General features: G+C 68.1%; 32 protein-coding genes and 2 tRNA genes. 19 read left to right on the top strand and 15 right to left on the bottom strand.

Translation table 11 applies throughout. The annotated features are described in order from the left end of the window. Window positions 1-37: 37 nt before the first annotated feature. The 3 genes from FBZ88_RS30405 to pspF form a co-directional block, all read right to left on the bottom strand. Window positions 38-304: a hypothetical protein gene (locus FBZ88_RS30405; RefSeq protein ID WP_186464592.1), complete on the bottom strand. Its 267-nt coding sequence runs from the start codon at window positions 302-304 to the stop codon at window positions 38-40. A gap of 272 nt (window positions 305-576) precedes the next feature. Next, window positions 577-2,877 carry a PBP1A family penicillin-binding protein gene (locus tag FBZ88_RS25270; protein ID WP_246138851.1) on the bottom strand — a complete coding sequence of 767 codons (2,301 nt, stop codon included), beginning with the start codon at window positions 2,875-2,877 and terminating at the stop codon, window positions 577-579. A 367-nt stretch (window positions 2,878-3,244) separates the two neighbouring features. Further along, window positions 3,245-4,339: a phage shock protein operon transcriptional activator gene (gene pspF / locus FBZ88_RS25265; protein WP_145619808.1), complete on the bottom strand. Its 1,095-nt coding sequence runs from the start codon at window positions 4,337-4,339 to the stop codon at window positions 3,245-3,247. A 247-nt stretch (window positions 4,340-4,586) separates the two neighbouring features. Here pspF and FBZ88_RS30400 point away from each other — a divergent pair, with 247 nt between their 5' ends. The 7 genes from FBZ88_RS30400 to FBZ88_RS25235 all read left to right on the top strand — a co-directional run bounded on the left by FBZ88_RS30400 (window position 4,587) and on the right by FBZ88_RS25235 (window position 7,831). Then, complete coding sequence (locus FBZ88_RS30400; protein ID WP_157999463.1) at window positions 4,587-4,757, top strand: hypothetical protein; 171 nt, start codon at window positions 4,587-4,589, stop codon at window positions 4,755-4,757. Between the two features lie 14 nt (window positions 4,758-4,771). Then, window positions 4,772-5,443, top strand: coding sequence for a phage shock protein PspA (gene pspA / locus FBZ88_RS25260; RefSeq protein WP_088870610.1), 672 nt, complete (start codon window positions 4,772-4,774; stop codon window positions 5,441-5,443). A gap of 7 nt (window positions 5,444-5,450) precedes the next feature. Further along, entirely contained in the window at window positions 5,451-5,681 is a 231-nt protein-coding gene (gene pspB, locus FBZ88_RS25255) for an envelope stress response membrane protein PspB (RefSeq protein ID WP_040845458.1), read from the top strand. Then, on the top strand, window positions 5,678-6,214 hold the full coding sequence (gene pspC, locus FBZ88_RS25250) for an envelope stress response membrane protein PspC (protein WP_145610704.1): 537 nt from the start codon (window positions 5,678-5,680) through the stop codon (window positions 6,212-6,214). Before pspB ends, pspC begins: the two co-directional genes overlap by 4 nt. Before the next feature lie 220 nt (window positions 6,215-6,434). Further along, window positions 6,435-6,671: a hypothetical protein gene (locus FBZ88_RS25245; RefSeq protein WP_138918615.1), complete on the top strand. Its 237-nt coding sequence runs from the start codon at window positions 6,435-6,437 to the stop codon at window positions 6,669-6,671. 14 nt (window positions 6,672-6,685) lie between these two features. Further along, a complete protein-coding gene (locus FBZ88_RS25240) occupies window positions 6,686-6,901 on the top strand; it encodes a phage shock protein B (RefSeq protein ID WP_145619807.1) in 216 nt (71 codons plus the stop codon). 108 nt (window positions 6,902-7,009) lie between these two features. Next, window positions 7,010-7,831 carry a substrate-binding periplasmic protein gene (locus FBZ88_RS25235; RefSeq protein WP_145619806.1) on the top strand — a complete coding sequence of 274 codons (822 nt, stop codon included), beginning with the start codon at window positions 7,010-7,012 and terminating at the stop codon, window positions 7,829-7,831. A 130-nt stretch (window positions 7,832-7,961) separates the two neighbouring features. Here FBZ88_RS25235 and FBZ88_RS25230 read toward each other — a convergent pair whose 3' ends face one another. Both FBZ88_RS25230 and FBZ88_RS25225 read right to left on the bottom strand, forming a co-directional pair. Continuing rightward, window positions 7,962-8,627 carry a 3-oxoacid CoA-transferase subunit B gene (locus FBZ88_RS25230; RefSeq protein WP_145619805.1) on the bottom strand — a complete coding sequence of 222 codons (666 nt, stop codon included), beginning with the start codon at window positions 8,625-8,627 and terminating at the stop codon, window positions 7,962-7,964. 12 nt (window positions 8,628-8,639) lie between these two features. Then, window positions 8,640-9,344: a CoA transferase subunit A gene (locus FBZ88_RS25225; RefSeq protein WP_145610707.1), complete on the bottom strand. Its 705-nt coding sequence runs from the start codon at window positions 9,342-9,344 to the stop codon at window positions 8,640-8,642. A gap of 264 nt (window positions 9,345-9,608) precedes the next feature. On the opposite strand from FBZ88_RS25225, the gene FBZ88_RS25220 reads away from it, so the two are divergent. Next, a complete protein-coding gene (locus tag FBZ88_RS25220) occupies window positions 9,609-10,244 on the top strand; it encodes a MarC family protein (protein WP_145610708.1) in 636 nt (211 codons plus the stop codon). Between the two features lie 154 nt (window positions 10,245-10,398). On the opposite strand, the gene FBZ88_RS25215 is transcribed toward FBZ88_RS25220, so the two are convergent. From FBZ88_RS25215 to FBZ88_RS25200, 4 genes are read right to left on the bottom strand one after another with little or no spacing between them, the layout of a single operon-like run. Continuing rightward, window positions 10,399-10,839, bottom strand: coding sequence for a gamma-butyrobetaine hydroxylase family protein (locus tag FBZ88_RS25215; protein ID WP_145619804.1), 441 nt, complete (start codon window positions 10,837-10,839; stop codon window positions 10,399-10,401). 11 nt (window positions 10,840-10,850) lie between these two features. After that, window positions 10,851-11,036, bottom strand: coding sequence for a Trm112 family protein (locus tag FBZ88_RS25210; RefSeq protein ID WP_040845462.1), 186 nt, complete (start codon window positions 11,034-11,036; stop codon window positions 10,851-10,853). Window positions 11,037-11,060: 24 nt separating this feature from the next. Next, entirely contained in the window at window positions 11,061-11,726 is a 666-nt protein-coding gene (locus FBZ88_RS25205) for an LON peptidase substrate-binding domain-containing protein (protein ID WP_145619803.1), read from the bottom strand. Between the two features lie 25 nt (window positions 11,727-11,751). After that, window positions 11,752-12,684 (bottom strand): thioredoxin family protein, encoded by a 933-nt coding sequence (locus tag FBZ88_RS25200; protein ID WP_088870617.1) that lies wholly within the window; start codon window positions 12,682-12,684, stop codon window positions 11,752-11,754. Between the two features lie 309 nt (window positions 12,685-12,993). Between FBZ88_RS25200 and FBZ88_RS25195 the strand changes: the two genes are divergently transcribed. From FBZ88_RS25195 to FBZ88_RS25175, 5 genes are all read left to right on the top strand, one after another. Then, window positions 12,994-13,068: transfer RNA gene (locus FBZ88_RS25195), tRNA-Gly, on the top strand. A 98-nt stretch (window positions 13,069-13,166) separates the two neighbouring features. Beyond that, a tRNA-Gly gene (locus FBZ88_RS25190) sits at window positions 13,167-13,241 on the top strand. A gap of 508 nt (window positions 13,242-13,749) precedes the next feature. Then, window positions 13,750-14,049, top strand: a complete 300-nt coding sequence (locus tag FBZ88_RS25185) for a type II toxin-antitoxin system PrlF family antitoxin (RefSeq protein WP_145619802.1) — start codon at window positions 13,750-13,752, stop codon at window positions 14,047-14,049. A 9-nt stretch (window positions 14,050-14,058) separates the two neighbouring features. Then, window positions 14,059-14,541 (top strand): type II toxin-antitoxin system YhaV family toxin, encoded by a 483-nt coding sequence (locus FBZ88_RS25180; protein WP_145619801.1) that lies wholly within the window; start codon window positions 14,059-14,061, stop codon window positions 14,539-14,541. Window positions 14,542-14,650: 109 nt separating this feature from the next. Next, window positions 14,651-15,901 carry an MFS transporter gene (locus tag FBZ88_RS25175; RefSeq protein WP_211102797.1) on the top strand — a complete coding sequence of 417 codons (1,251 nt, stop codon included), beginning with the start codon at window positions 14,651-14,653 and terminating at the stop codon, window positions 15,899-15,901. Between the two features lie 19 nt (window positions 15,902-15,920). Here FBZ88_RS25175 and FBZ88_RS25170 read toward each other — a convergent pair whose 3' ends face one another. Next, complete coding sequence (locus FBZ88_RS25170) at window positions 15,921-16,817, bottom strand: LysR substrate-binding domain-containing protein (protein ID WP_246138850.1); 897 nt, start codon at window positions 16,815-16,817, stop codon at window positions 15,921-15,923. 135 nt (window positions 16,818-16,952) lie between these two features. Between FBZ88_RS25170 and FBZ88_RS25165 the strand changes: the two genes are divergently transcribed. Both FBZ88_RS25165 and FBZ88_RS25160 read left to right on the top strand, forming a co-directional pair. After that, window positions 16,953-17,342, top strand: coding sequence for a tautomerase family protein (locus FBZ88_RS25165; protein WP_145619798.1), 390 nt, complete (start codon window positions 16,953-16,955; stop codon window positions 17,340-17,342). A 25-nt stretch (window positions 17,343-17,367) separates the two neighbouring features. Continuing rightward, the gene (locus FBZ88_RS25160) at window positions 17,368-17,769 is read left to right on the top strand and encodes a hypothetical protein (RefSeq protein ID WP_145619797.1); all 402 of its coding nucleotides are present in this window, start codon (window positions 17,368-17,370) and stop codon (window positions 17,767-17,769) included. On the opposite strand, the gene FBZ88_RS25155 is transcribed toward FBZ88_RS25160, so the two are convergent. Next, entirely contained in the window at window positions 17,760-18,578 is an 819-nt protein-coding gene (locus tag FBZ88_RS25155; protein ID WP_145619796.1) for an SDR family NAD(P)-dependent oxidoreductase, read from the bottom strand. The genes FBZ88_RS25160 and FBZ88_RS25155 overlap by 10 nt on opposite strands. A gap of 111 nt (window positions 18,579-18,689) precedes the next feature. Here FBZ88_RS25155 and FBZ88_RS25150 point away from each other — a divergent pair, with 111 nt between their 5' ends. Continuing rightward, window positions 18,690-19,328, top strand: coding sequence for a TetR/AcrR family transcriptional regulator (locus FBZ88_RS25150; RefSeq protein ID WP_145619795.1), 639 nt, complete (start codon window positions 18,690-18,692; stop codon window positions 19,326-19,328). A 6-nt stretch (window positions 19,329-19,334) separates the two neighbouring features. Here FBZ88_RS25150 and FBZ88_RS25145 read toward each other — a convergent pair whose 3' ends face one another. The 3 genes from FBZ88_RS25145 to FBZ88_RS25135 form a co-directional block, all read right to left on the bottom strand. Beyond that, window positions 19,335-20,333, bottom strand: coding sequence for a transporter (locus tag FBZ88_RS25145; RefSeq protein WP_145619794.1), 999 nt, complete (start codon window positions 20,331-20,333; stop codon window positions 19,335-19,337). 166 nt (window positions 20,334-20,499) lie between these two features. After that, entirely contained in the window at window positions 20,500-20,919 is a 420-nt protein-coding gene (locus FBZ88_RS25140) for a CopD family protein (RefSeq protein ID WP_145619793.1), read from the bottom strand. A gap of 241 nt (window positions 20,920-21,160) precedes the next feature. After that, complete coding sequence (locus FBZ88_RS25135; protein WP_145619792.1) at window positions 21,161-21,916, bottom strand: SDR family oxidoreductase; 756 nt, start codon at window positions 21,914-21,916, stop codon at window positions 21,161-21,163. A gap of 138 nt (window positions 21,917-22,054) precedes the next feature. Between FBZ88_RS25135 and FBZ88_RS25130 the strand changes: the two genes are divergently transcribed. The 3 genes from FBZ88_RS25130 to FBZ88_RS25120 all read left to right on the top strand — a co-directional run bounded on the left by FBZ88_RS25130 (window position 22,055) and on the right by FBZ88_RS25120 (window position 24,604). Next, window positions 22,055-22,972, top strand: coding sequence for a LysR family transcriptional regulator (locus FBZ88_RS25130; protein WP_145619791.1), 918 nt, complete (start codon window positions 22,055-22,057; stop codon window positions 22,970-22,972). A gap of 95 nt (window positions 22,973-23,067) precedes the next feature. Continuing rightward, a complete protein-coding gene (locus FBZ88_RS25125; protein WP_145619790.1) occupies window positions 23,068-23,622 on the top strand; it encodes a flavin reductase family protein in 555 nt (184 codons plus the stop codon). A gap of 85 nt (window positions 23,623-23,707) precedes the next feature. Next, complete coding sequence (locus tag FBZ88_RS25120) at window positions 23,708-24,604, top strand: DMT family transporter (protein ID WP_145619789.1); 897 nt, start codon at window positions 23,708-23,710, stop codon at window positions 24,602-24,604. Between the two features lie 120 nt (window positions 24,605-24,724). Here the strand turns inward: FBZ88_RS25120 and FBZ88_RS25115 are convergent, their stop codons facing one another. Continuing rightward, window positions 24,725-25,594 (bottom strand): NAD(P)-dependent oxidoreductase, encoded by an 870-nt coding sequence (locus FBZ88_RS25115; protein ID WP_145619788.1) that lies wholly within the window; start codon window positions 25,592-25,594, stop codon window positions 24,725-24,727. Window positions 25,595-25,599 lie beyond the last annotated feature (5 nt).

The raw sequence follows: 25,599 nt of genomic DNA, 5'->3' as shown, positions 1-25,599 counted from the left end.
CACGCCTGGAACAAACTCGTCGAACAGCCTTACCGCATCATGTCCATTGGACTTCGACGCTGGGCACATGGGTCGTAATTAATGCTCGTTGGTATGAGGCAGATTCCAAGATGCCTTGCCACCGCTCTTCCATCTCGATTTCAATCTCATCAAGCACCTGCATTACCTCCCGGTGGTGCTCAAGGGTCGTGCCGAACTTCCGCCGAAGTCTCGATGTGAAGGAGAACATATCAAACCAGCCCCGATTGAGCTGTTTGATGTTCTCAGGGTTAGCGGCTTTCTCGATGTAGGTAACGACGAACATCTCATCCTCTTCGGTGAGGATTGGGAGGCGATAGAAGTCCCGCGAGACCGCTACGTTTAGTGGACTGGCCTTATATGGTTTACCGCACTTTGGCAGGACAGAGACGTTTCTCCCAGCACACCATGCCTCCAGATAGTGCCGCCAGACATAGTGCTGACGCCGCGCTGTCATGAGCCCCTCAAGCGTTGTCGTGCTTTGAGATGCGGCGGCTGCCGCGCAAGTTTTGAGATGAGCGCCTTAAGACTATAAGTAGGCTAACCCACCTCCTCACCTCACTCCTCTTTTTTCAGCTTATTCAGCAGATCGCCGATGGGGTCGGGCTTGTTGGACGGGGTCTGGTCGGGGACGTCCTTGTCGTCGTCCTGGTCCTCTTCCTTCTGCACCGCCTCAGGCTTGACCTGACCGGTGGTGTCGACCGTTGGGACACCGGGGTCTGGCGTGGCGGCGGCGGTGGGGGCCCCGTCCAGGGGCACGGTTTCCACCGTGGGCAGGGGCGGCACGGCCGGGCCGTCGGGCGCTTGGTCCTGAACGGCGGCGGGCTGCAGCGGAATCAGGTCGCGCACGGGCAGGCCTTGCTCCAGGTCGGTCATGATGGCCTTCCACAGCTTGGCCGGCAGGGTGCCGCCGGTGATGCGCTTCATCTCATCGCCGTCGTCGTTGCCCAGCCACACGCCCGTGACATAGTCGGCGGTGAAGCCCATGAACCAGGCATCGCGATAGTCCTGGGTGGTGCCCGTCTTGCCGGCAATGGGGCGGTCGGCCAGCTGGGCCGACTTGCCGGTGCCCACCTGCACCACGCCCATCATCATGCGCACCAGATTGGCATCCTCCGCCGCGGCGATGGCATAGCCGGCACCGCTGCCCTTGCGCTGGTACAGCACGCTGTCGTCGGCGTCGCGGATCTCGGTGATGCCGTAGGGGAAGACGGCGCGGCCGCCATTGGCGATGGCGGTGTAGGCGCCCGTCAGCTCCAGGGGCGTCACCTCGCTGGTGCCCAGGGCCAGCGACAGGTCGCGGCGCAGCGGTGCCGTGATGCCCAGGCGGCGGGCGACGGCGATGGCCCGGTCGATGCCCACGCTCTCCAGCAAACGGATGGTGGCGGTGTTGACCGAGTGGGCCAGCGCCGTGCGCAACGGAATCTCGCCCATGTAACCGGGCTCGTAGTTCTTCGGCTCCCACTTGCCGCGCTTGTAGGGAGCGTCCAGGATCAAATCGTCCGGCGTGCGTCCCGCCTCCAGCGCCGCCAGATAGACGAAGGGCTTGAAGGAGGAACCGGGCTGGCGCAGGGCCTGGGTGGCGCGGTTGAACTGGCTTTCGTCGTAATCGCGCCCACCCACCATAGCCTTCACCGCCCCATCGGGCGCCATGATGACGACGGCGGCCTGGTGAACGTTGGCGGCAGCGCCGGGGCCGTTCAGGATCTCCGCCACATGCGCCGTGGCGGCGCGCTGCATCTTGGCATCGTAGGTGGTGTGCACCACCAGGTCGCCGTGGTTGGGGCCGATGAAGGCGTTGACCTGGTCAGCCACCCAGGCGGCGAAGTAGCGGCCGTCGCCCTCGACCGCCGGGTTGGCGCGCGGCTGGGCCGGCTGGTTCACCACCGCCTTGGCCTGTTCCACCGTGATGTAACCAGCATCCACCATGGTGGCCAGCACCACGGCCATGCGCTGCTCGGCCCGTTCGTTGTTGGCGCTGGGCGAGTATTTGGAGGGCGCCTTCAGCAGGCCGGCGATGATCGCCGCCTCCCGCAGGTTCACCTCAGTCGCCGGCTTGTCGAAATAGGTGCGCGCCGCCGCGTCCACGCCGTAGGTGCCTGAGCCCAGGTACACCCGGTTCAGGTAGGCCCCCAGGATCTGGTCCTTGGTGTAGCGGTGCTCCAGCATCAGGGCCAGCATGGCCTCCTGCACCTTGCGGCGCATGGTCTTGGCCGGCGACAGGAACAGGTTGCGCGCCAGCTGCTGGGTGATGGTGGAGGCGCCCTGGCGCATGTGGCCGGTGCGGTAATCGGTCCAGGCGGCACGGGCGATGCCGATGGGATCGACACCGAAATGACTGTAGAAGCGCCGGTCCTCCACCGCCAGGACGGCGTGGACCAGGTCCGGCGAGATCTCCGACACCTCCAGCGTCTCGCCGCGCATGTCGCCGAAGCGGGCCAGCTTGCTGCCGTCGGCCGCCAGCACGGTGACCGCCGGGCGGCGCTGGAACTGCGCCACCTGGCTGATTTCCGGCAGGTCGTAGGCGAAATAGGCCACGACGCCGGCGAAGACCATGACGCCCCAGATGCCCAGCACCACCAGCGTCTTCACCCACCACGGCATGCGCGGCCCACCGGAGCGGCGTTTGGGCGCCGGGCGCCGGCCGGGCGGCGGACGACGGCGCGGCGGCTGTCCGCCACCGCCATTGCTGCCACCGTTGCCGCCAGTTCCCCCTTCATCCCCTTCATCCGGACGAGGGCGAGGGGCTACGCGGGGGGCGGCGGCCTTGGCCGGGGCGGCGGGCTTGCGGCGCGGCGCCGGCTGGCTGCCCACGGGGCGGAAGGCACGCAGCGAGGTGTCGGTGTCGTCAGGGCTCAAGGCGGCGACTCAACTAAGGCGTCCCTTTGGGAGCGCCGGTCATCGGGGAAAGGCAGGCGGTGACAGGCCCTATCTAGGGGATGGGTGACCCTGCGGAAAGCGCCGGCTGGTCAACCCTGACCCCTTATCCCTTCGCCGTCCCCAGGTGCTGCGTCCGCCCGGCGGTGCGGGCGGCCCCATCGGCCCTGCTCCAGCGGTAGAGGGCAAAAAGGGCGTTTTCAGGGCGGCGTTTGGTCGCATGTTTCACGGCCCCCCTCAGGCGCCGGGCGGCCGCATCCGCTGCCTTGTCCCTCCTCAGTTTTCAGTCTGCTTCGCTGCCCAAAAACTTTCGGCGACGCAGTCGCGTCCTAAATCAAAAAATTCCAGATCACTCGGCGGCGCTGCGGCGGTCCAGCAGCTCATACTTGCGCAGATATCCCCGGAACTGGTGGTAGTTCAGGCCCAGGTCGGCGGCGGCGCGCTTCTGGTGGAACTGGTTGCGCTCCAGCGCCGCGCGCAGCAGCGCCTTTTCGAAATCCGCCACCTGTTCCAGGAAGTTGCAGGGACCACTTGGCGCCGCCGTGGCCGGGCCGGACGCGGTGGGGCCCAGCGTGGCGGAGGAGGCGGGTGCCGCCTCGGCCTCCGCTTCCTCCATCGGCGCCGGGCCGGCGCGGCGGTCGCCAGGCATGGCCACGGGGCGGAAGGGGGAATCGAAGGGGTCGAAGATGACCTCGTCGATGGGCCGCTCCGCCCCCTGGGCGCGGTAGACCGCCCGCTCCACCACGTTCTTCAGTTCGCGGATGTTGCCCGGCCAGGGATAGGCCAACAGTTGGCTCATGGCCTTGGGCGCGAAGCCGGGGAAGAAGGGCCGCCCCAGTTCGCGCGCCATGGCGATGCCGAAATGGTCGACCAGCATGGGGATGTCGTCGGCCCGCGCCCGCAAGGGGGGGATGGTCACCACGTCGAAGGACAGGCGGTCCAGCAGGTCGGCGCGGAACTTGCCCGCAGACGCCATCCGAGGCAGGTCGGCGTTGGTGGCGCCCACCACGCGCACGTCCACCGACACCGTCTGGGTGCCGCCCACGCGCTCGAACTCCCCATACTCGATAACGCGCAGGATTTTCTCCTGCACCGAGGCCGAGCTGGTGGCGATCTCATCCAGGAACAGGGTGCCGCCGTCGGCCAGTTCGAACCGGCCGACATGGCGCTTGGCCGCGCCGGTGAAGGCGCCCTGCTCATGCCCGAACAGCTCCGTCTCCAGCAGCGTCTCGGACAAGGCCGCGCAGTTCAGCTTGATGAAGGGCTTGTCCCAGCGGGACGACAGATAGTGCAGGCGAGCGGCCACCAGTTCCTTGCCCGTGCCGCGCTCACCGATCACCAGCGTGGGGCGGTTCAGCGGCGCCGCCCGCGACACATGCTCCATCAACTGCAGGAAGGACGCGGCCTGGCCGACCAGGGACGGCGGGGTTGCGGAGGAGGCCATGGGTGATTCGCTCGCGGGGCGGAAACTACCGCTTAAGGGGGGCGTTCTGGCCGATCATGGCACCGGTTGGCGAAATTCGCCACATAATCGTGGATTTGGATAAGTCGCCCGGCTTCGCCTAGAGTGCCGTCTGGTGTGTTTTGTTTGTTTTCAATATCTTACGCTCGTCAGATACAATTGGCACGCCCCTTGCTGATGTAGGGACACACGATCGAATGCAAGGAACTCATCGAAGGGGAATGCAGCGATGACCGACCACACGATCCACGACAAGGCCGGCGATGCCGGCTTCTTCGCCAGCCGGGCCCAGAGCCAACTGGCCATGTTGGCGGACGATTTCCGCGCCGTGCCGGCTGAAGCTTGGATCATCCTTGCGGTCGCCACCGTGTTGAGCAACCTTTTCATCGCCCTTGCCTGAAGGAGACCTGACTCATGGGCATCTTTTCGCGCCTCAGCGACATCATCAATTCCAACCTGAACGCCATCCTGGATCGCGCCGAGGAGCCGGAGAAGATCATCCGTCTGGTCATCCAGGAAATGGAAGACACGCTGGTCGAGGTTCGTTCCTCCGCGGTGAAGACCGTGGCGGAGAAGAAGGAGATCGAGCGCCGCCTGGTCGAACTCCGCCGTGAGGCCGACGAATGGCAGCGCAAGGCCGAGCTGGCCCTGTCCAAGGACCGCGAGGACTTGGCCAAGGGCGCCCTGATGGCCCGCGCCAAGATCGCCGAAGCCGCCGACAGCCTGACGACCGACCTGGGTCGCCTGGACGAGGCCCTGGCGAAGACCAACGATGACATTGGCCAACTGCAGGCCAAGCTGCAGGACGCCAAGACGCGGGAACGCACCATCATCGCCCGCCAGAAGACCGCCACGGCGCGTCTGAAGGTCAAGACCCAGCTTCACGACGACCGCATCACCGATGCCTTCTCGCGTTTCGACCAGATCGAGCGCAACCTGGATGTCCTGGAAGGCAAGGCGGAAGTCCTGGATATGGGACGCAAGCGCAGCCTGGCGGACGAGATCGCCGAGCTGGAGAACAACGACAAGGTCGAATCCGAGCTGCAGGCCCTGAAGGCCAAGCTGGCGACCAAGAACCAGGGGTAATCTGTCCATGGACCTGGACGCACTTGTCGCCGTACCCATCATCTTCATGGTCATCGTGGCGCCGGTGTGGATCATCGCCCACTATGTGACCAAGTGGCGGGTCGCCAAGACACTGTCGGTCGATGACGAGCGCATGCTGTCGGACCTGTGGCACAGCGCCACTGAAATGGACAGCCGCATCCAGCAGCTGGAGAAGATCCTGGATGCGGAGGCCCCGGGCTGGAGGGCACGGCAATGACTGGTAGAGGCTCTAACCCGCCGCCCTTCCCCGGGCGGCGGCCCCCCGGCGGAACCTCCGGTGGCGGTTCGGGCGGGTATGGCGGCGGCAGCCGCTGGACCAACCCCGCCGCCGGTGCCCAGGGCGGTACCTATGGGGGCGGTGGCACCTTCGGCAGCCCCAATCCCCACCGCCTGTATCGCAACCCCCGCGCCGGCAAGGTGGCCGGTGTCTGCGCCGGCGTCGCCGACTACTTCAGCGTCGACGCCTGGCTGGTGCGGTTGGGCATGGTCCTGGGCCTGGTGTTCTTCTTCCCGGCCACGATCATCGCCTACATCGTGCTGGCCGTCGTGCTGAAGCCGCAGCCCCAAGGGCTGTATGGCAGCAACGAGGAAGAGGTGTTCTGGCGGTCGGTCACCACCCGCCCCGACCAGACCCTGGCCGGCCTGCGCGCCAAGTTCCGCGATCTGGATCGCGAGATCGGCGCCATGGAGACCGCCGTCGCCTCTCGCGAGTTCGATCTGCGACGGCAGTTCAAGGACCTGGAGAAGTAGGTCTCCAGGCGTGCACGGGGAATGCGGGGAAAGACCTTTCGGCCCCCTCCCCCGGCGGCGGTCCCCCCGGCCGTTTATTGCGGCGGCCCATCCCAATGGTTGCCAGGGCCTGTCACCAGGCACAAAATAATTTAAGATTGCGTGGCCTGACGGGATCGGCACGGTCCCGTCGACGCCCCAGGTTTACCCGTCACACGACCCTTAGCAGGTGGCCTTCCCCATGTCGCCGATACTCGTCCCCCTCTTGGCGCTGTGCATTCCCATCGTGGCCATCGTCTTGCGGGCGATGCAGAAGCTGCAGGATATCGAGGCCATGGCCCAGGCGCGCCGCGGCCAGCAGGACCAGCGCTTCCGCTGCTATGATGATCTGGAGCGCCGCGTCACCCAGATGGAGCGGCACGTCACCAGCCCCGAATTCGACCTCAACCGCAAGCTGAGCCAGCTGGCCCAGCGCTGATAGGACGAAGCCCCATGTCCCCCCTGCTGATCCCCCTCGCCGCCCTGATGATCCCCATCGTGGCCCTGGTGACCCGTTACATGATCCGCGCGCGCGAACTGCAGGCCCAGGGCCTGTCGGATAACGCCGCCGGCGACCTTCTGGCCCGCGCCGACCGGCTGGAGCAGCGGGTGCAGCAGCTGGAACGCCTGCTGGATGCCGAATCCCCCGGCTGGCGCGCCCGCGCCTGACCCTGTTCCCCTATCCCTTCGCCCCGCCACGGCGCGCTTGAACGGCACCGCGGCGGGGCCTTAGATGGGAAGATCGTCATCTTCCCCGCGATAGGACACCCAGCCCCCGTGCCGCGACCCACCCTTGCCGGGGCTGTCTTGCTGATCACGGCCGCAGTGGCCGGCCTGGCGGCGTTGTTTTCCGATGGCGCCGGCGCCCAATCCCCCGCCGGCCAATCCCCCACCGGCCAGTCCCCCGCCCTGGTCTTCGGCATCCTGGAGACAGAACAGCCGCCGCTGGTGGACATGCGGAATGGCGAGGTGGCTGGGGGTCTGATCAAGGCCATCGGTGACGAGATCGCGCGGCGCACGGGCTTGAGGCCCCTCTACCGCCTGGTCCCCCGCAACCGTCTGGAGGCCGACCTGGCCGACGGCCTGATCGACCTGGCCTGCGGCTACAGCCCCGATTGGCTGCCCAAGGTGGCCATCACCCGCTTCTCAACCCCCATCCTGGTCAGCCACAGCGTGCTGGTCGTCCGCCGGGGCGACAGCGAGCGCTTGCGCACCCTGGGCGACCTGGCCGGGCGGTCCATCGGCGCCATCCTGGGTTTCCGCTACCCGCGCGAGGTGGAGGCGGCCTTCATCGACGGCACCTGGCAGCGGGAGGACGCGCCGTCCGCGGAAAGCAATTTCCTGAAGCTGCGCAACCGGCGGGTGGACGCCATCCTGACCACCGACCTGGAGGCCGACTACCGCCAGACGACGGACAAGACCTGGGCCCAGGCGCTGACCGTCCTGCCCCAGACGGTGGGCGATCATGAGGAACGCTGCGCCAACGCCCCCCGGTCGCCCTTGCCGATGGAAACGCTGGACGCCGCCATCGAGGCCATGCGGGCCGACGGCACGCTGACCCGCCTGCGCCTGGCCGCCACCGGGCGGGCGGCGAGCTGAATCTTTCCAGCCCTCAAACGCCGGGCGCCGGCGTCCGCCGGCTGGGCCCCCGGCTGGGCCCACAGAACAACAAACGGGCCGCCCCAGGGGGACGGCCCGCCAACACATCAGGGGGTGAGGTTCTCCGGCCTTAGAGGCCCGGCCCCACCTTGAACTCTGCCTCGGTCTTCTGGCGGATCTCATCCACCGTCACGCCGGGGGCGACCTCGATCAGGGTGAGGCCGCTGCCGCCCTCCTTGTCGACCTGGAAGACGCCCAGGTCGGTGATGATCATGTCCACCACCTTGGTGCCGGTCAGCGGCAAGGTGCAGGCCTTCAGGATCTTGGGCTCCAGCGCGCCGGTCTTCTTGTCGACGGCGCAGTGTTCCATCACCACGACCACCTTCTTGACGCCAGCCACCAGGTCCATGGCGCCGCCCATGCCCTTGACCATCTTGCCCGGGATCATCCAGTTGGCGAGATCGCCGTTGGCCGCCACCTGCATGGCGCCCAGCACCGACAGGTCGATATGGCCGCCGCGGATCATGGCGAAGCTGTCGGCGGAGCTGAAGAAGCTGCTGTACGGCAGTTCGGTGATGGTCTGCTTGCCGGCGTTGATCAGGTCCGGATCCTCCTCCCCCTCATAGGGGAAGGGGCCCATGCCCAGCATGCCGTTCTCGCTCTGCAGCGTGACGTGCACGCCGTCGGGGATGTAGTTGGCCACCAGCGTCGGAATGCCGATGCCCAGGTTGACGTAGAAACCGTCGCGCAGCTCTTTCGCGGCGCGGGCGGCAATGTCCTCACGGGTCCATGCCATAGGTCAGCTCCTTCAGGCGCGCGGACGGGTGGTGCGCTGCTCGATGCGCTTTTCGAACTTGGCGCCCTTGATGATGCGCTGGACGAAGATGCCGGGGGTGTGGATGTGGTCGGGGTCGAAGCTGCCCGGTTCCACCAGTTCCTCGACCTCGACCACCGTCACCTTGCCGGCCGTGGCCATCATCGGGTTGAAGTTCCGCGCCGTCTTGCGATAGACGAGGTTGCCCTCGGTATCGCCCTTCCAGGCCTTGACGATGGACAGGTCGGCGACGATGCCGCGCTCCATCACATAGGTCTCGCCGTCGAACTCGCGCAGCTCCTTGCCCTCGGCCACCAGCGTGCCCACACCCGTCTTGGTGAAGAAGGCGGGGATGCCGGCGCCGCCAGCGCGGATGCGCTCGGCCAGGGTGCCTTGCGGGTTGAATTCCAGCTCAAGCTCACCGGACAGGTACTGCTGGGCGAACAGCTTGTTCTCACCCACGTAGCTGCTGATCATCTTCTTGATCTGCTTGGTTTCCAACAGCACGCCCAGGCCGAAGCCATCAACACCGGCGTTGTTGGAGACGACCGTCAGCCCGGTCACGCCCGAGAGGCGGATGGCCTCGATCAGGTTTTCCGGGATGCCGCACAGGCCGAAGCCGCCGGCCATGACGGTGATGTCGTTGCGCAACAGCCCGGCCAGGGCGGTTACGGCGTCGGGGTAGACCTTCTTGCTCATCGTGTCTCCGGACGGCCCCCTAAAATGTTTGGATTCCGGCGCCGGCCCCTCTCCCGGGCACTATGCACCGCAGCATTGCTTACGGCCCCGATGGGGGTTAAGTCAACTTGAACGACCCTTCAACTTCGGCAGCCCTGCCCCTTGCCAGCCGCCGCTTGCAGCAGGCGCCCCAACGCGCTAGACCCTGAGGGGTCTGCCGGGACGCCCGCGACCCCCGGGTCCTGCCTCCCACGGCCTACCCCTTTTCCTCAGGCCCGTCCTCCCGTGCTGGACCTCATCCTCACCACCGCCGTCGCCCTGTTCGTCACCATCGATCCCGTCGGGCTGGGCCCCATGTTCGTGGGCCTGACGGCCGGCATGGACCAGCGCTACCGCCGGCGCATGGCCATCAAGGGCACGGTCATCGCGGCCCTGATCCTGTTCTTCTTCGCCTTCGCCGGCGACCTGCTGCTGCGCGCGCTGGGCATCGGCTTCGCCGCCTTCCGCATCGCAGGCGGCGTGCTGCTGATGCTGGTGGCCATCGACATGGTGTTTGCCCGCGAAAGCGGCGTGCGCACCGCCACGGCGGATGAGCGGGAAGAGGCGCGCCACCGCGCCGACATCTCCGTCTTCCCCCTGGCCATCCCGCTGATCAGCGGCCCCGGCACCATGACCACCATCGTGCTGTTCATGGGCCGCGCCCACGGCGACCTGGCCAAGCAGGCCGTGGTGCTGGGCGTCCTGGCCGGCATCCTGGCCCTGACCCTGTTCGTACTGATCTTCGCCACCAAGGTCAGCCGCATCCTGGGCCGTACCGGCATCACCGTGCTGAACCGCGTGCTGGGCATCCTGCTATCCGCCCTGGCCTGCCAGTTCGTGATCGATGGAATTTTGGCGAGCGGGCTGATTCATACGAGTTAGCTTCAGGCGCCAGCGCCGCCATCCGGCGGCTCGGCTTCCTCGCATTTCGGTCCGCTGCGCTCCCCAAAATGCTGCGGCGGCCGCGGTCGCGGCCTTGTCGCTGCGCTCCGTGGCGCTCCAAGGATATGTTTGGGCGGAGATGGTGCCGCCTGCTTCAGCCGCAGCCCCCACCCGAGCCGCAGCTGGGGCCGTGGCGATGGGGGGCGGTGTCGCGGTTGAGGCCCTGGGCCGCCAGCTCGGACAGATAGCGGGCCCAGCGCTCGTCGTACTCCATACCCAGCTCGTACAGGTACTTCCAGGAGAAGATGCCGGTGTCGTGGCCGTCGTCGAAGATCAGGCGGACGGCGTAGTTGCCGATGGGCTCCAGCTCCGCCACCGCGACGGTGCGCTTGCCCGGCACCGTCTGCTTCTGATCCGGGCTGTGGCCCTGCACCTCGGCCGACGGGCTTTCCACCCGCAGGTATTCGGCCGGCAGGGTGGCGCGGGCACCGTTGTCGAAGGTGATGACCAGTTCACGCTCCGCCCGCTTGTAGCGGATCTCGGTCGGCCAATGCTGGGTGCCGTGGGCGTCGGTCGCGAAGTTTTCCTGGGTCATGACTGTCAGCCTCAGTCGTCGAGAGACCGGGCCTCGTCCACCAGCATGATGGGGATGCCGTCGCGGATGGGATAGGCCAGGCGCGCCTGCTGGCTCACCAGTTCCTGGCGCTGGGCGTCATAGCTGAGCGGCCCCTTGGTCAGGGGGCAGACCAGGATCTCCAACAGCTTGGGATCGACCTTGGCGGTATCGGACATGGGAAAGGGTCCCTGAAAAAGAAATCAATGGCGCGCGGCGTCGCCGTCCGCCGATTCATGCACCGCCATCTGCACCAACGCCAGCAGCATCGACGCGCGACCGATGAAATCCGGCGCCTCCAGCAGGGCCTGCTTCTCGGCCGGTGTGAAAGGGCACAGCATGGCGATGGTGGCGACCAGCTGTTCATCCGACGCCGTCTCAAGCGCCTGCCAGTTCACCGTCAGCGACCGCCGGGTGAAATAGGGCCTCAGCGCCGCCATCAGGCCGGCCCGGTCGAAGCCGCCATCGGCCGGGGCGATGAAGTCGCCGGCGAAGGGCGACCAGTCGGCCATGACGCGGCGGTAGCCCCGCATGGTCGACACCTCTTCCCGGATACGGAAGCGGCAGAGGCCGGACAGGGTGATGAGATAGCGGCCGTCGTCGGTCTCGGCGAAGGCTGTCAGCCGGCCGCAACAGCCTACGCCGGCCAGCGGCGGATCGATGCTGCTGTCCGTTTCCGTTCCCGGTTCCACCGGCTGGATCATGCCGATCAGCCGGTCACCGGCCAGGCTGTCCTGCACCATGGCCAGGTAGCGCGGTTCGAACACATTGAGCGGCAGGCGAGCCCGCGGCAGCAGCAGCACCCCCGTCAGAGGAAAGACGGGAATGCTGGCCGGCAGCCGCTCGAAGGTGGGGGCGAAGGGGCTCATCACACCGTTACGATAGCAAAATCACTTAGGCGAACAGGATGGAAGAGAGCTTGCGCCGCCCCGCGATCGCCAGCGGGTGCTTGAAGCCCAAGGCCTCGAAGAACTTCACCAGCTGCTTGCGGGCCGCCTGCTCGTTCCATTCGCGATCGCGCTTCACGATGTCCAGCAGGTGGTCCACCGCCGCCTCCTGCTGGCCGCCGGCATAGAGGGCCAGGGCCAAGTCATAGCGGGCCTGGTGGTTGTCGGCGTCGGCCGCCACCGCGCGCTCCAGATCGCCCACCGGACCCATGTCCGCCGCCTGGCGGGCCAGGTCCATCTGGGTGCGTAGGGCCACGATCTCCGGCGCCTTGGCCAGGGCCGCCGGCGCCTGGTCCAGCATCTCCTGCGCGGTGTCCGCCTGGTCGGCGGCCAGCAGGCAGCGGATCAGGCCGGCGTAGGCCGCGGCGTTCTCCGGTTCCTCCCCCAGCACCTCGTTATAGAGGGCGGCCGCCGTCTGGGCGTCGCCCGACTCCAGCAGCTGTCCGGCCTCTTCCAGCACGGCGGCGATGTCGGCGGCGCCGGGCACGCCGCCCGCCGCCTGCACCAGGCGGTCGATGAACTGCTTCACCTGGCTTTCCGGCAGGGCGCCGGTAAAGCCGTCAACCGGCCGGCCCTGGAAGAAGGCGTAGACGGCGGGAATCGACTGGATGCGCAGCTGGCCGGCGATGGCCGGGTTCTGGTCGGTGTCGATCTTGACCAGCTTCACCGCCCCCTTGGCGGCCAGCACGGCCTTTTCGATGATGGGGCCCAGGGTCTTGCAGGGGCCGCACCATGGCGCCCAGAAGTCCACGATCACCGGCACCTCGCGCGAGGCTTCGATGACGTCGGCCATGAAGGTGCGGTCGCTGCCGTCCTTGATCAGGTCGGACTTGTCCACCGGGGCGTTGCCACCGGGGGCGGCGTTGGTCGGAAACTGCATGGCCTCGTATCCCTTCTCAGCCGCGGGAGCCGCCGCCCACGAGCCGCCGCCCATCTGGGCACGGCATGGGGGCCCCCGCGCATAGGTCCCTGAAATGAGCCCGCCGGGCCGCCGTCGCAAGGGGCATGCGCGCCCCACGCGCCGTCTGGGCGGGTGACCGGTCCCTTATAGCCGCCCCCGCGCGGGGAAAAAAGACGCCCGATTTTTCCCTGAAAAAAGCGCTTGCATTCGATCCGCACCTGCATATTATCCGCGCTCACCGCCGGGGGGCACTGATCGCAAGGTTGGCGCCAGACGTCGGGATGGAGTGCGGGCGTAGCTCAGGGGTAGAGCACAACCTTGCCAAGGTTGGGGTCGAGGGTTCGAATCCCTTCGCCCGCTCCAGTCTTCCTCAGGGAAGAACAAGCGAGAAAAGGCCGGGCCGGCTGGTTCGGCCTTTCGCTTTTAGGTGAGCCTTCGACGTGAAGGCGGAGAGTTGGTACGCGGGCGTAGCTCAGGGGTAGAGCACAACCTTGCCAAGGTTGGGGTCGAGGGTTCGAATCCCTTCGCCCGCTCCAGTCTCTCTGGTGTCCGGACGGGACACAGACGTAACAGACTGCACATGATGTTCCGATCGCCTTTCGCCGTAGCGCCTTGGTCTGCCTGACCAATCCCTAGCGGTCGCACACGGCGTGGGTGGTGCTGATGGCCAGACCTGGACGTCCCCGGCCAGGCGGCGGATCGGCAGGTCCAGGACCTTTCGGACGCCCCAGTTCCGCTTCTCATACTCGGTGGAGATGATCGGATTTCCGATCTGGTCAGGGAACACGTCGGCGCAGCGCACAGGCCGGCGCGAGCGGTCGCCCGTGGCGACCGGGACATCTTATTCATAGCGATCGAAAATCTTGTAGCCGGCCTCGCGCGATACCCCGGAATCCGGGCACACATCGGCGATCGACTCCCCTTTCAAAAGCCAATTTCAAAAGCCAAGCCACAAAGCGCAAACGTCCGTCCATGACGGGGCTGACCTTCCGCCGATGCGCCTTGCGACCGCAATGCAAATGCATTACCTTCTAAACGGAGGGCATGATGATCCAGAGTTCCGTTACCGAGCGGTTTCAGACCACTATTCCGAAGGGCGTGCGCGAGGCGCTCGGGCTTCGGCGCGGTGACACGCTTGCCTATGAGGTCCGTGGTGAGGAAGTCATCGTCCGGCGACAACCCGAGCAGCAGAGTGATGATCCCGTCCTGACCGGCTTCCTCGACCTGCTGGAGCGCGATATTGCGGCCCATCCGGAACGCCTTCAGCGCGTGCCGGAAGCGCTGGTCCAACGCAGCCGTGAACTGGTCGAGGGCGTCGAGATCGACCTTGACGCGGCGCTTTGAGCCCACACCGTGAAGGTCGGCGATTGGGAAATCTACGCGCACCCGCTGTTCCTCGATCAACTCGAATTGCTGACAGCGGCGGTCGAGCGGGCGCGCGACAAGGATCCTGAAGGTTATCGCGCCGGCCGCGACGCGAAGATGCTTGCGGCGGTCCTGAAGCTGGCGTTCGAGGACATCCCGGCCGATCCCGCGCACAAGCGCTTCGAGCAGGGCGAGACGCTCGGTCCGGCGCGCAAATACTGGCGGCGTGCGAAGTTCTACCAGCAGTACCGCTTGTTCTTCCGCTTCAGCTCCACTGCCAAGGTGGTCGTGCTCGCCTGGGTCAACGACGAGCAAACCAAACGCGCCTATGGCAGCCGCACCGACGCTTATGCCGTATTCGCCAGGATGCTGAAGGCCGGCAATCCACCGGACGATTGGGACACGCTGCTGACGTCGGCGAAGGCACCTGCGGCAAGCCGACGTCTCGCCACCGCCAAGCAGAAGTTATGATCTTCCTCGCCAGCGAAAGCCGCTGGCAGGCGGGGCCCTCTCCTGCTTTCCTGTTGCGTGGGCGGTCGCGGGGGGCTTGGGGGCGATGGCGGCGTGGGGGCGGTCACTCGTGGGATGGTCATGGGGCGGCAGGTCGCTGGGCCCGCAGTTCAATTGGCTGTGGACGGCCTACGCCGTCAGCGTCGCGGGCACCTGGCTGGCCTGGGGCGGGTTTCCCCTGATCGCGGTCACGGTGTTGCACTGCGGCCCCGCCGCCGTGTCCCTGATGATGGCGGGGGGCCTGGCGGCGGGGGCGATCGCCGCCATTCCCATGGGCCCCTGGGCCGAGTTTCGGGCCAAGCGGGGCGTGCTGATCACCATGGACCTGGTCCGCTTCGCCGCCATCATCACCGTTCCCATCGCCTATCCGCTGGGCTGGCTGAGTTATGCCCAGTTGGTGGTCGTCTCCATCATCGTCGCCACCGCCAACATCACCTTCACGGCGGCCAGCGGTGCCTACATCAAGGCGCTGGTCCCCCGGGAGGACCTGATCAGCGCCAACGCCGTGCTGGAGTCCACCAGCTGGGTCGCGACCATCGCGGGGCCGCCCCTGGGCGGGATGGCCATCGGGCTGATGGGTCCCGTGGCGACCGTCCTGGTCGACGCCGTCAGCTATCTGCTCTCGGCCCTGGGCATCGGCATGATCAAGGGGCGGGAGCGGCCGCCAACGCGGCCCGCCGGTCCCAGCCGGCGGCTGGCTGAATTACTGGACGGCTGGCGTTTCATCCTGGCGCACCCGACGCTGTGGCGGCTGTTCCTCAACACCGTGCTGGTGAACGCCATGATCATGGTCAGTGCGCCGCTGATGGCCTTCCTGATGCTGGGGCCGCTGGCCTACACGCCCTGGCAATATGGCCTGGCCTTCGGCCTGCCCTGTGTCGGCGGTCTGATCGGGTCGCGCCTGGCGCGCCCGCTGGCGGCGCGCCTGGGCCAGCGCACCACCATCCTGGTGACGGGAACCCTGCGGGCCGGTTGGTCGCTGGGCCTGGCCTTCATCGGCCCCGGTACGCCCGGCCTGGTCCTGGTCATCGCCGTCCAGTTCGGGCTGGTGCTGTGCTGCGGCACCTTCAACCCGGTCATGGCCTCGTTCCGCCTGGAACAGCTGGCCGCTGACCGCGTGGCCCGCACCCTGTCCGCCTGGTCGGTCACCAACAGCCTGACCACGGCGGCGCTGATCGCCCTGTGGGGCCTGCTGGCTGACATGACCAGCCCCCGCATCGCCATCGCCATCGCCGGCATCCTCATGCTGGCGACGCCCATCCTGCTGCCCTGGCGCCAAATGCGGCCGGCCGCCAGCCTGGCCCCGGGCCTGCCGTCCTGACACTTGGCGGGAACGGCGGTCAGGCTTCCGCCGGGAGCCCCAGTTCATCCCGGATGGTGTCCAGCAGGATGCCGGCCAGACGGGCGGCGGCGGGGGACGGATCCGCCTCCGCCCGGTGGAGGGCCAGGGGAACGTGCGGCAGGGGCGGCAAGCCGGTGGCGGCGGGGTCCAGCACTGACAAGGTACGGGGCATGGTGACGGTGGTACGCACCGTCAGGCCCAGCCCCCCCTCCGCCGCCGCCCACAGCCCGGACAGGCTGGGGCTGGTGAAGGCCAGGCGCCAAGGCAGGCCAGCTCCATCCAACGCCGCCACCGCGGCGGAGCGGAAAGCGCAAGGAGCCGGCAGCACGGCCAGCGGCAGGGGCTCCCCCGCCAAGGCCGCCATGCCGGGCCAATCAGTCCGCCCGATCCAGGCGATGGGCAATTCGGCCACCTGCCGGGCATAGGGCGTGCCCCGGCCGTCACCCCAGATGAGCGCCAGGTCCAATTCGCCCTTGACCGTTTTTTCCGTCAGGGGGGTGCTGCGGTCCACCTGCACCTCAACCCGCACCTTGGGATGGGCCCGGTTGAAGCGATTGAGCACGCCGGGCAGCCAGGTTTCGGCGAAGTCCTGCGGCAGGCCCAGGCGCACCCAGCCCGCGACCTCCGCCCCCCGGATCCCGTCCACCGCCTCGTCGTTCAAATCCAGAAGGCGCTTGGCGTAGCTCAGCAGGCTTTCGCCAGCGGGGGTCAGGGCCAGGCCGCGCCCGGATTTCTGGACCAGGGGCCGGCCGATCTGATCCTCCAGCTTGCGCAACTGGGTGCTGATCGCGGACTGCGACCGGCCCAGCCGTTCCGCCGCGCGGGCGAAGCTGCCCAGTTCGAAGCCAGTCACAAAGGTCCGCAGGACATCCATGTCGAGATTGACGCGCGCCACCAAAGCCGGGCTCCGATAGTTCGATTATGTGGATGTATTGGTTTGTAAGTTTCAAATTTTCAGAATGATTGTGCGCCCTTACCTTCAAGGACGTCAAGCGGGTCCGCCCGCCCCTTTCGAAGAACGGAGCGCATCATGCCCCTCGTCCGCATCTCCCTGATCAAGGGCAAGCCGGCCGCCCATATCCGCGCCATCGCCGATGGCGTCCACCAGGCCTTGACCGAGACCTTCGGCGTGCCGGCTGACGACCGCTTCCAGCTGATCGACCAGCATGAGCGGGACACCTTCCTTTATGACGCCGATTACCTGGGTGTGCACCGCACCGACGACCTGGTGACGGTCACCATCCTGGCCAGCAACTGGCGCGACACCGCGCAGAAGCAGGCCCTGTATCGCGCCATCGCCGAGAATCTGACCCGCGCCCCCGGCCTGCGACCGGAGGACGTGATGGTGGTGCTGGCGCCCAACCAGCGGGACGACTGGTCCTTCGGCAACGGCCTCGCCTCTTACGTCAGCCCCACCTGAACCCATACACGGCAGGAGAACCGCCATGAATGCCCTCGCCCATGACAGCCTGGCCCGCGAGGCCTATGCCCGCAGCCCCCTGGCCAATTCCCCCTTCACCCGCCTGGGGCCGCTGGTCCCCCCCCTGTCGTCCATCGCCGGCGGCCTGGCCCTGATGGCCGTGCGCCATGATCCGCACGGGGCGGGCGGGGTGGAAATGGCCGCCTACGCCATCGCGGCCCTGGCCGGCCTGGCGGCCACCCGCCGGCGGCTGAGGGGTGGCGGCCTGCTGCTGGCGGCCCTGGCCCTGTTGGTGGCGGCGGCCGCAGCACTGGTGGGCATGGCGCTGGACGGCGCCGCCTTACTGCCCGCAGGCGCCAGCGCCCTGGCGGCCCTGGCGCTCGGGTCGCTGGCGGCCGGGGCCGGGCTGGGGGCCGGTCAGCGCTGACCGTGGGCTGCGGCCGAGACCTCCGCCCATTCCTCCCACGCGGCCAGGCGGCGGGCATAGACCTGGCGGATCAGGGGCAACGGCCCCGTGCCCAGTAGCAGGCGCAGGGGCGGGGTCTCGGCATCCACCACCTTCAGGATTGCATCCGCGGTGGCCTGGGGATTTCCGGACATCTCCGGCTTGAAATTGGCCATGACGGCCGCGCGCACGCCGTCATAATCGGGCATTGCCGGCGCGAAGGCGATGGAGGCGCGGAAATCGGTGGCGAAGCTGCCGGGCTCGATGATGGTCACCTTGATGCCGAAGCCCGCGACCTCTCCGGCCAGGGCCTCGCTCAACGCCTCCACCGCATGCTTGGTGGCGGTATAGACGCCGGCGGTGGGGAAGCTGACCACGCCGCCGATGCTGGACACCGTCAGGATATGGCCATGTCCCTGGGCCCGCAGCAATGGGACGGCGGCCTGGATGACGGACAGCGTGCCGAAGACGTTGGTGTCGAAATTGGCGCGCGCCGCCTCCACCGTCATCTCCTCCACAGCACCCATGCAGCCATAGCCGGCATTGCTGAGCACCACGTCCAGTCCGCCGAAATGGGCGTGCGCCCGCGCCACCGCCCGGAACACGCCGTCGCGATCGGTGACGTCCAGGGCCAGGGGTGCCAGCCGGTCGCCATATTCGGTGGCCAGGTCGGCCAAGGTTCCGATGTCGCGGGCGGTGGCGGCGACCCGGTCGCCCCGCCGCAGCGCCGCCTCCGCCCAGATACGGCCGAAGCCGCGGTTGGCGCCGGTGATGAACCAGATCTTCGCCATCTGTCTCTCCAATAAATTTACACTATGCGCGAACTCGCACTGAGTGCGATATCAGATATCGCACCGGGTGCGATATTTCAAGGGCGGGCCTTTCATGCGATAAGGGCCCCCATGAACACCGCCCCCCCATCGCCCGCGACGCCGGGCAAGACTGAAGGCCTGCGCGACCGCAAGCGCCGGGAGACGATGCAGCGCATCGCCGACACCGGCCTGAAGCTGTTCATGGAAAACGGGTTCGAGGCGACGACCCTGGACGCCATCGCCGCCGCCGCCGGCATCGCCCGGCGCACCTTCTTCTATTATTTCAAGTCCAAGGAGGACGTGCTGCTGGCCTGGCAAGGCAGCGGCTTCGTGGAGGCCATCGGCCCGGCCCTGCTGCAGGAACCGGCGGACCTGCCCCCCCTGGCCGCCGCACGGCACTGCCTGCTGACCTTGGCCGCCCGCTTCGAAACCAAGACGTCCATCGCCGCCGACGCCCTGCTGCGTTCCACCGAGGCGCTGCGCGCCCGCAAGCTGGCCAAGATGGTGGATATGGAACGCGACCTGGCCCAGGTGATGGCGGAACGGTGGCCCGACCGCGCGGCGGAGGAACTGCGGGTGGCGGCCATGCTGGCGATCGGCGCCCTGCGCCTGGCCCAGGAGGAATGGCGCCGGGACCATGCGGCCCATCCAGATACCGCCCGCCCCCTGGCTGAGCATTTGCGGGCCACGTTCGCCCTGCTGGACCGGCAGGTGCCGCCCGCAGCCTAGGGTTGCCTAGAACAGCCGGCGCCAGTGCAGCACCACCAGGGACACCAGGATGGTGAAGACCATGACGCCGCAGACCCACATGAAGCCGGCGTCGTGGCCGCTCCACGGCAGGCCGCCCACGTTCATGCCGAAGATGCCGGTGATCAGGTTCACGGGCAGCAGGATGGTGGTGACGATGGACAGAATATAGAGGTTGCGGTTGGTGGCCTCGCTGAAGCGGTTGGACAGCTCGTCCTGCAGCAGCCGGGCGCGCTCCTGCACCAGGTCCAGATCCTGGCCGACGCCGTCCAGCCGGTCGATGCCCTGCCGCAGGCGGGCCTGATCCTCCCCCCCGCACCAGCCGGGCAGGCGGCCCAGCGCCACGTTCAGCGCCGTGCGCTGCGGGCCGATGTGGCGGCGCAGGCGGGCGGAGGTGCGGCGGATACGCCCCAGCTTCTCCCCCTCATCCTCCAGCCGGTCGGCCAGCAGGGCGTCCTCCACATCGTCGACATCATTGGCCAGCTCACTGACCTCCGCCGCCACCGTGTCGGTCAGGTGGAACATGAGGTGGGCGATCAGGTCGACGGCGCTGGTGGGCGCCAGGCCTTGGCTGATGGCGCGGCGCAGCTGGTCCACCGCCATCAGCGGCTGGCGCCGGGCGGTGATGACCAGGTGGGAATCCATGTACAGGCGCAACTGGCCCAGGCCGCCGGCGGGATCATCGAAGCGGTGATGCAGGTCGGCCAGCACGCCGGTGAGGCCGTCGCCCACCGGTTCCAGGCGGAAATGGCTGTCCTGGCCCAGCAGCGCCTGGCGGGCGCCCCGCGGCAGGGTGGGCATGGCCTCGATCCACTGCCGCGCCCGCACGTCCACCAGGTTGAAATGCAGCCAGACCAGGCCGCCGGGTTCCGCCATGGCGTCGTTGATGCCGGGCCAGGGGACAGGCGCCACCGTTCCGTTGCGGATCAGGAATCCGCAGATCAGCCCGTGTTCCTCGCTGATGTCCGATGCCGCGCGCGTGCCCATGGCCCCTCCGCCTATCGGGACGGCCCCAACACCGCCGCCCTTCCCTGTGATGCCGGGCGGAAACGGCCAACGTCAATGCCTTGGAATTTTACGACTTTGTGACAGGACCGCCCCCGGCCCTGCGACGCGATGGCATGCGTCGCTTTGCCGCAAGAAAGCGCAATGGTCAGAAGGGTTTGCCGATCACCAGGAACAGGATGCCCACCACCGCCAGCACGATCAGGGCGGGCATGAAACGGCCCAGGGCAGTGCGCCGGCGCGCTTCCCCGGCCGCCAGGCGGCGCAGGGCGCCGGCCTGGGCGCCGTGCAGGCCCGACAGCGCCGTGACCAGCGCCAGCTTGGCCCACAGCCAGCCGGCGGAGGGCAGCCAGCCGCCCGTGACCGCCAGGGTCAGGCCCAGGCCCCAGACCAGCAGGATGGCCGGTCCCGTCACCCAGCGATGCCAGGCCCGCGCCGCGCGCCAGAAGGCGGGCGACAGGGCATCGGCGCTGGGCACGAAGGCCAGCAGCAGGGCCGCCGCCAGCAGGCCCGCCACGAAGGTGACGGCCGCGGCGGCGTGCAGCGATTCCAGCCAGAGGTAGGGCATGGGTCCGGGTTCCCGATCTTAAGTCCGCCCCCTTGATACACCAGCCGCCAGCCCGCCGGATGGGGCCAATTTGACCAAGCGGAACGGCCCCGGATCGCTCCGGGGCCGCACCGCACTTCTCGGGATTTAGGACGGCGACTGCCGGCCCGGGCCGGTCAGGCCCGTAAGCCAAGCCACCGGATGGTGGCGCCCGGCGCCTGAGGGAGGGCATTTGATCGATCAAGATCAAATGCCCTGCGCATCAGACTTGCGCCAGGCCGCCATCGGCGAACAGTTCGGCGCCGGCGACGAAGCTGCTGTCGCTGGAGGCCAGGAACAGGGCGGCCTTGGCGATCTCCTCCACCTCACCCACGCGGCCCAGGGGCACCTGGCTGGCCATGTAGTCCAGCAGGCCCTGCTGCTGGGCAGCGTCCGGGCCGGCCAATTCCACCAGGCCCGGCGTACGGATGGGGCCGGGGCTCAGCACGTTGACGCGGATGCCGCGTTCCTTCAGGTCCAGGGTCCAACTGCGGGCCAAGTTGCGCACCGCCGCCTTGCTGGCGCTGTAGACGCTGAAGGCCGGTGTGCCGGTGCTGCCGGCGGTGGAGCCGGTCAGGATGACCGAGGCGCCGTCCACCAGCAGGGGCAGGGCCTTTTGCACCGTGAACACCACGGCCTTCACGTTGCGGCCGAAGATGTCGTCGTAGTGTTCCTCGGTGATCTGGCCCAGGGGCAGCATGGTGCCGCCGCCGGCGTTGGCGAACAGCACGTCGATGCGGCCGGCCTGGGCCTTCACCTGTTCATAGAGGCGGTTCAGGTCTTCCGCCTTGGCGCTGTCGGCCTGGACGCCGGCGGCGTTGGGGCCGATGGCCGCCACCGCCGCCTGCAGTTCCGGGGCGCGGCGGCCGGTGATGAACACCCGGGCGCCCTCGGCGGCGAAGGCCTTGGCGGTGGCGAGGCCGATACCGCTGGTGCCACCGGTGACGACCGCGACCTTGCCTTCGAGTTTGCGAGCCATTTTGTCTTTCCTTTCAGAACCTTGGTTGGTGCCGCCCTCGCTATCCGTTGTGGGCGGCGGCTGATGGACAAAAGATGTCGCCAAACCCGTATTTCCAAAATAGAAATGGATGAAAATTATCGTTGCAGGTTTGATGCTATGACCAAGGTGCCGGATTTTGAAGGCCTGGCCATGTTCGCCAAGGTGGCGGAGGAACGGTCCTACGCCGCCGCCGCCCGGGCCATGGGCGTGTCGGTCGCCACCGTGTCGCGCGGCGTCAGCCGGTTGGAGGACAGGCTGGGCGCCCGCCTGTTCAACCGCACCTCGCGCCGCCTGGCCCTGACCGACGTGGGCGCCGCCCTGGCCGCCCGGGCGTCCCAGCTGTATGCCGAGGCGGAGGCGGTGGAGGATGCGGCGCGGGAGTTGTCCAGCCGGCCGCGCGGCACCATCCGCCTGGCCGTGCCCATGACCTTCGGCGTGCACTGGGTGGCGCCGCTGTTGCCGGCTTTCCTGCGGGCATATCCCGAGATCACCGTCGATCTGCACCTGAGCGACGCCACGGTGGACCTGATCGGCGAGGGGTTCGACGCCGCCCTGCGCATCGCCGTGCTGACCGACAGCTCGCTGGTGGCACGCCAGCTGTGCCCCATCGCCCGGCACATCGTGGCCGCCCCGGCCTATATCGCCCGCTATGGCCGGCCGCACCATCCGGGCGAACTGGCGGCCCACCATTGCCTGGGCTACGCCTACCGCGCCCGGCAGGACGTCTGGCGCCTCACCAACGGCGCGGGGGAGGAGGCGGTGGTGGCGCCCACCGGCCCCCTGCGCGCCACCAATGTGGAGGCGCTGCTGCCCACCGTGCTGGACGGGCTGGCCATCGCCGAATTCCCGGAATTCGTGGTGGCGGAGCAGCTGGCCGACGGCCGGCTGGTGGAGTTGCTGGACGGCTGGTCACTGCCCCTGGGCGGGCTGTACCTGGTGACCCCGACCACCCGCGCCCGCCCCGCCAAGGTGGAGGCGCTGGCCGATTTCTTCATCGAGCACATGGCCCGCCCCGCGTGGCGCCGGCCGCGGTAGGAACCCCCGCGTGGCGCCAGCCACGATAAGGAACCCAAGCCACCGGCCGGGGTTCACACCCTGGGTTCTCAGCGGCAAACCACGGGAGACGAGACATGACCGAGAAAGCGGAGTTTCCAGTGTCCAAGGTGCGCCGCTATCTGGAACCGGGGCCCATTGTGCTGCTGTCCAGCGCCCATCGGGGGCAGCGGGACATCATGGCGCTGGGCTGGCATACGATGATGGAATTCACGCCGGCATTGGTGGGCTGCGTCATCGCCGCCGACAACCATAGCTTCGAGCTGGTGCGGGGCAGCGGCGAATGCGTACTGAACCTGCCCACCGCCGCCATGATCGACACCGTGGTGGGCATCGGCAACACCAGCGGGATGGAGGTCGATAAGTTCGAGCATTTCGGCCTGACGGCAGGCCGGGGGGTGAATGTGGACGCCCCGCTGATCCGCGACTGTCCCGTCAACCTGGAGTGCCGGCTGGCCGACGCCAGCCTGGTGGAGCGCTACAACTTCTTCATCTTCCAGGTGATGAGGGCCCACGCGGTGCCACAGCCGGAACACCACGAGACCCTGCACTATACCGGCGACGGCGTGTTCATGGTGGCGGGCGGAACTGTCAGCCGGCGGGAGCAGTTCCGGCCGGAATTGTTGGACTGATACCTGCCGTCGCAAAGTCGCTCTACAGCCGGGGCGCGTCCGGCATTAGGGTCGCCATCCCAAGGATGATGACCCGGCCCGTTTCATGTCGCCCCGCCTGTACCTGACCTTCCCCTTGCTGGCCGTGCTGATCTGGACCGGCAACAATCTGGTGACCAAGGCCTCGGCCGGGGCCATTCCCCCCAGCGTCATCGCCTTTGATCGCTGGTTCGTCGCCTTCGTGCTGCTGACGCCGTTCTGCCTGCGCGGCGCCTGGGCGCGGCGGTCCGTCATCCGCCAGCACCTGCCCCAGATCATCGTCCTCGGCCTGCTGGGCATGGCGCTGTACCAGGGGCTGGCCTATTACGCGGCGGCCAGCACCAGCGCCACCAACATCGGCATCTTCGTGGCCCTGGTGCCGCTGCTGACCCTGGCGATCAGCGCCGTGTGGCTGCGGCAGAAGCATGGGCCCCTGGCCCTGGTGGGCGGGCTGGTGTCGCTGGCCGGCATCCTGTTCGTGCTGGGCCAGGGGGATTACGGCCGCCTGCTGTCGCACGGCGTGGGCCGGGGCGACGCCTTCATGCTGGGTGCCTGCGTGGCCTATGCCGGCTATGGTGTCTGCCTGAAGCGCTGGCCCCTGCCCTTGCCGGTATGGACCTCGCTTTACGCCCAGGTGGCGGCGGGCCTGGTCTTCCTGCTGCCGGGCTATCTGCTGGCGCCCCCGGCCCCGGCCACGCTAGCCACCATCGCCATGATCGCCTATGCCGGCATCCCGACATCCATCCTGGCGCCGGTGCTGTGGATGCAGGGAGTGAAGCACCTGGGGCCGGGCCGCACCGCCATCTTCATGAACCTGCTGCCCATCACCACCGCCGTGCTGGCGGCCCTGCTGCTGGGCGAGGTGCTGCACCCCTATCATCTGGTGGGCGGCGGCCTGGTGGTGCTGGGCATCGTGCTGGCGCAACGCCCTTCCCGGCCGCAACCGGCCACCGCCCAATCCTGATACGATAGGCGTCTCCTCGATTCCCAGTCCGCCTTCGGCTCCCCGGAAATCTCCGGCGCCCGCAGTCGCGGGCTACAGCGGCACGAGAGGCCATCTCGTGCCGCTGGTACACGCCCCTCCTCAGCGGCCGGTGTAGAGGCGGATGAGGGCGGAGACGTTCTCGGCGCCATGGCCGGCCTCCCGCGCGCGCTCCAGGACCGACAGGGTCGCGTCCGCCACGGGGGTGTCGGATTTCAGCGCATCCGCCGCCTGCGTGGCGTAGCGGAAGTCCTTGGCCATCAGGTCCACCGGGAAGCGCACGGCGAAGTCGCCCGCCTGCATCAGGCGGGCATAGCCGGCGGCGGCCGGGCTGGCCACCGGCAGGGTGGTCAGGACATCCAGGGCGGCGGCGCCGTCGAAGCCGGCCCTGCCCAGGAAGCCCATCATCTCCGCCCAGGCGGCCAGCTGGATGCCCAGCAGGCCGTTCACCGCCAGCTTCATGACGGCACCCCGGCCCACCGGGCCGACATGGTGGATGGCCGCCGCCAGGGGCGCCAGCACCGGCTGCGCCCGGTCGAAGGCGTCGCGCCCGCCCCCACCCAGGATGATCAGCTTGCCGTCCTGCGCCTGGGGCAGGCTGCCCACCACCGGCGCCTCCAGGAAGCCCGCCCCGGTGGCGGTCACCACCGCCGCCAGCTGGGTGGCCCAGGCGGGGGAGACGGTGCTGCACTCGATGGCGACGGCGTCCTTGCCCAGGCCGCCCAGGGCGCCGGTCCTGTCATCCAGCCACACGGCCCGGGACGCCGCGTCATCGGCCACCATGGTGATGACGAAGTCCGCCCCCGCCGCAGCCGCACGCGGGCTGGAAGCGGCGGTGGCGCCGAGCGCTGTCAGGTCCGCCGTCGCGGCGGGCGAGCGGTTCCACACCGTGACGGCGTGACCCGCCCTGACCAGGTTCGCGGCCATGCGGGCACCCATGGCGCCCAGGCCCAGGAATGCGACCTTGCTCATGTTTT

Origin of the sequence: Nitrospirillum bahiense, from assembly GCF_007828025.1 — a bacterium.
GTDB lineage: Bacteria > Pseudomonadota > Alphaproteobacteria > Azospirillales > Azospirillaceae > Nitrospirillum > Nitrospirillum amazonense.
Note: the sequence above shows the minus strand (reverse complement) of the source record. Positions and strands in the feature narration are given on the sequence as shown.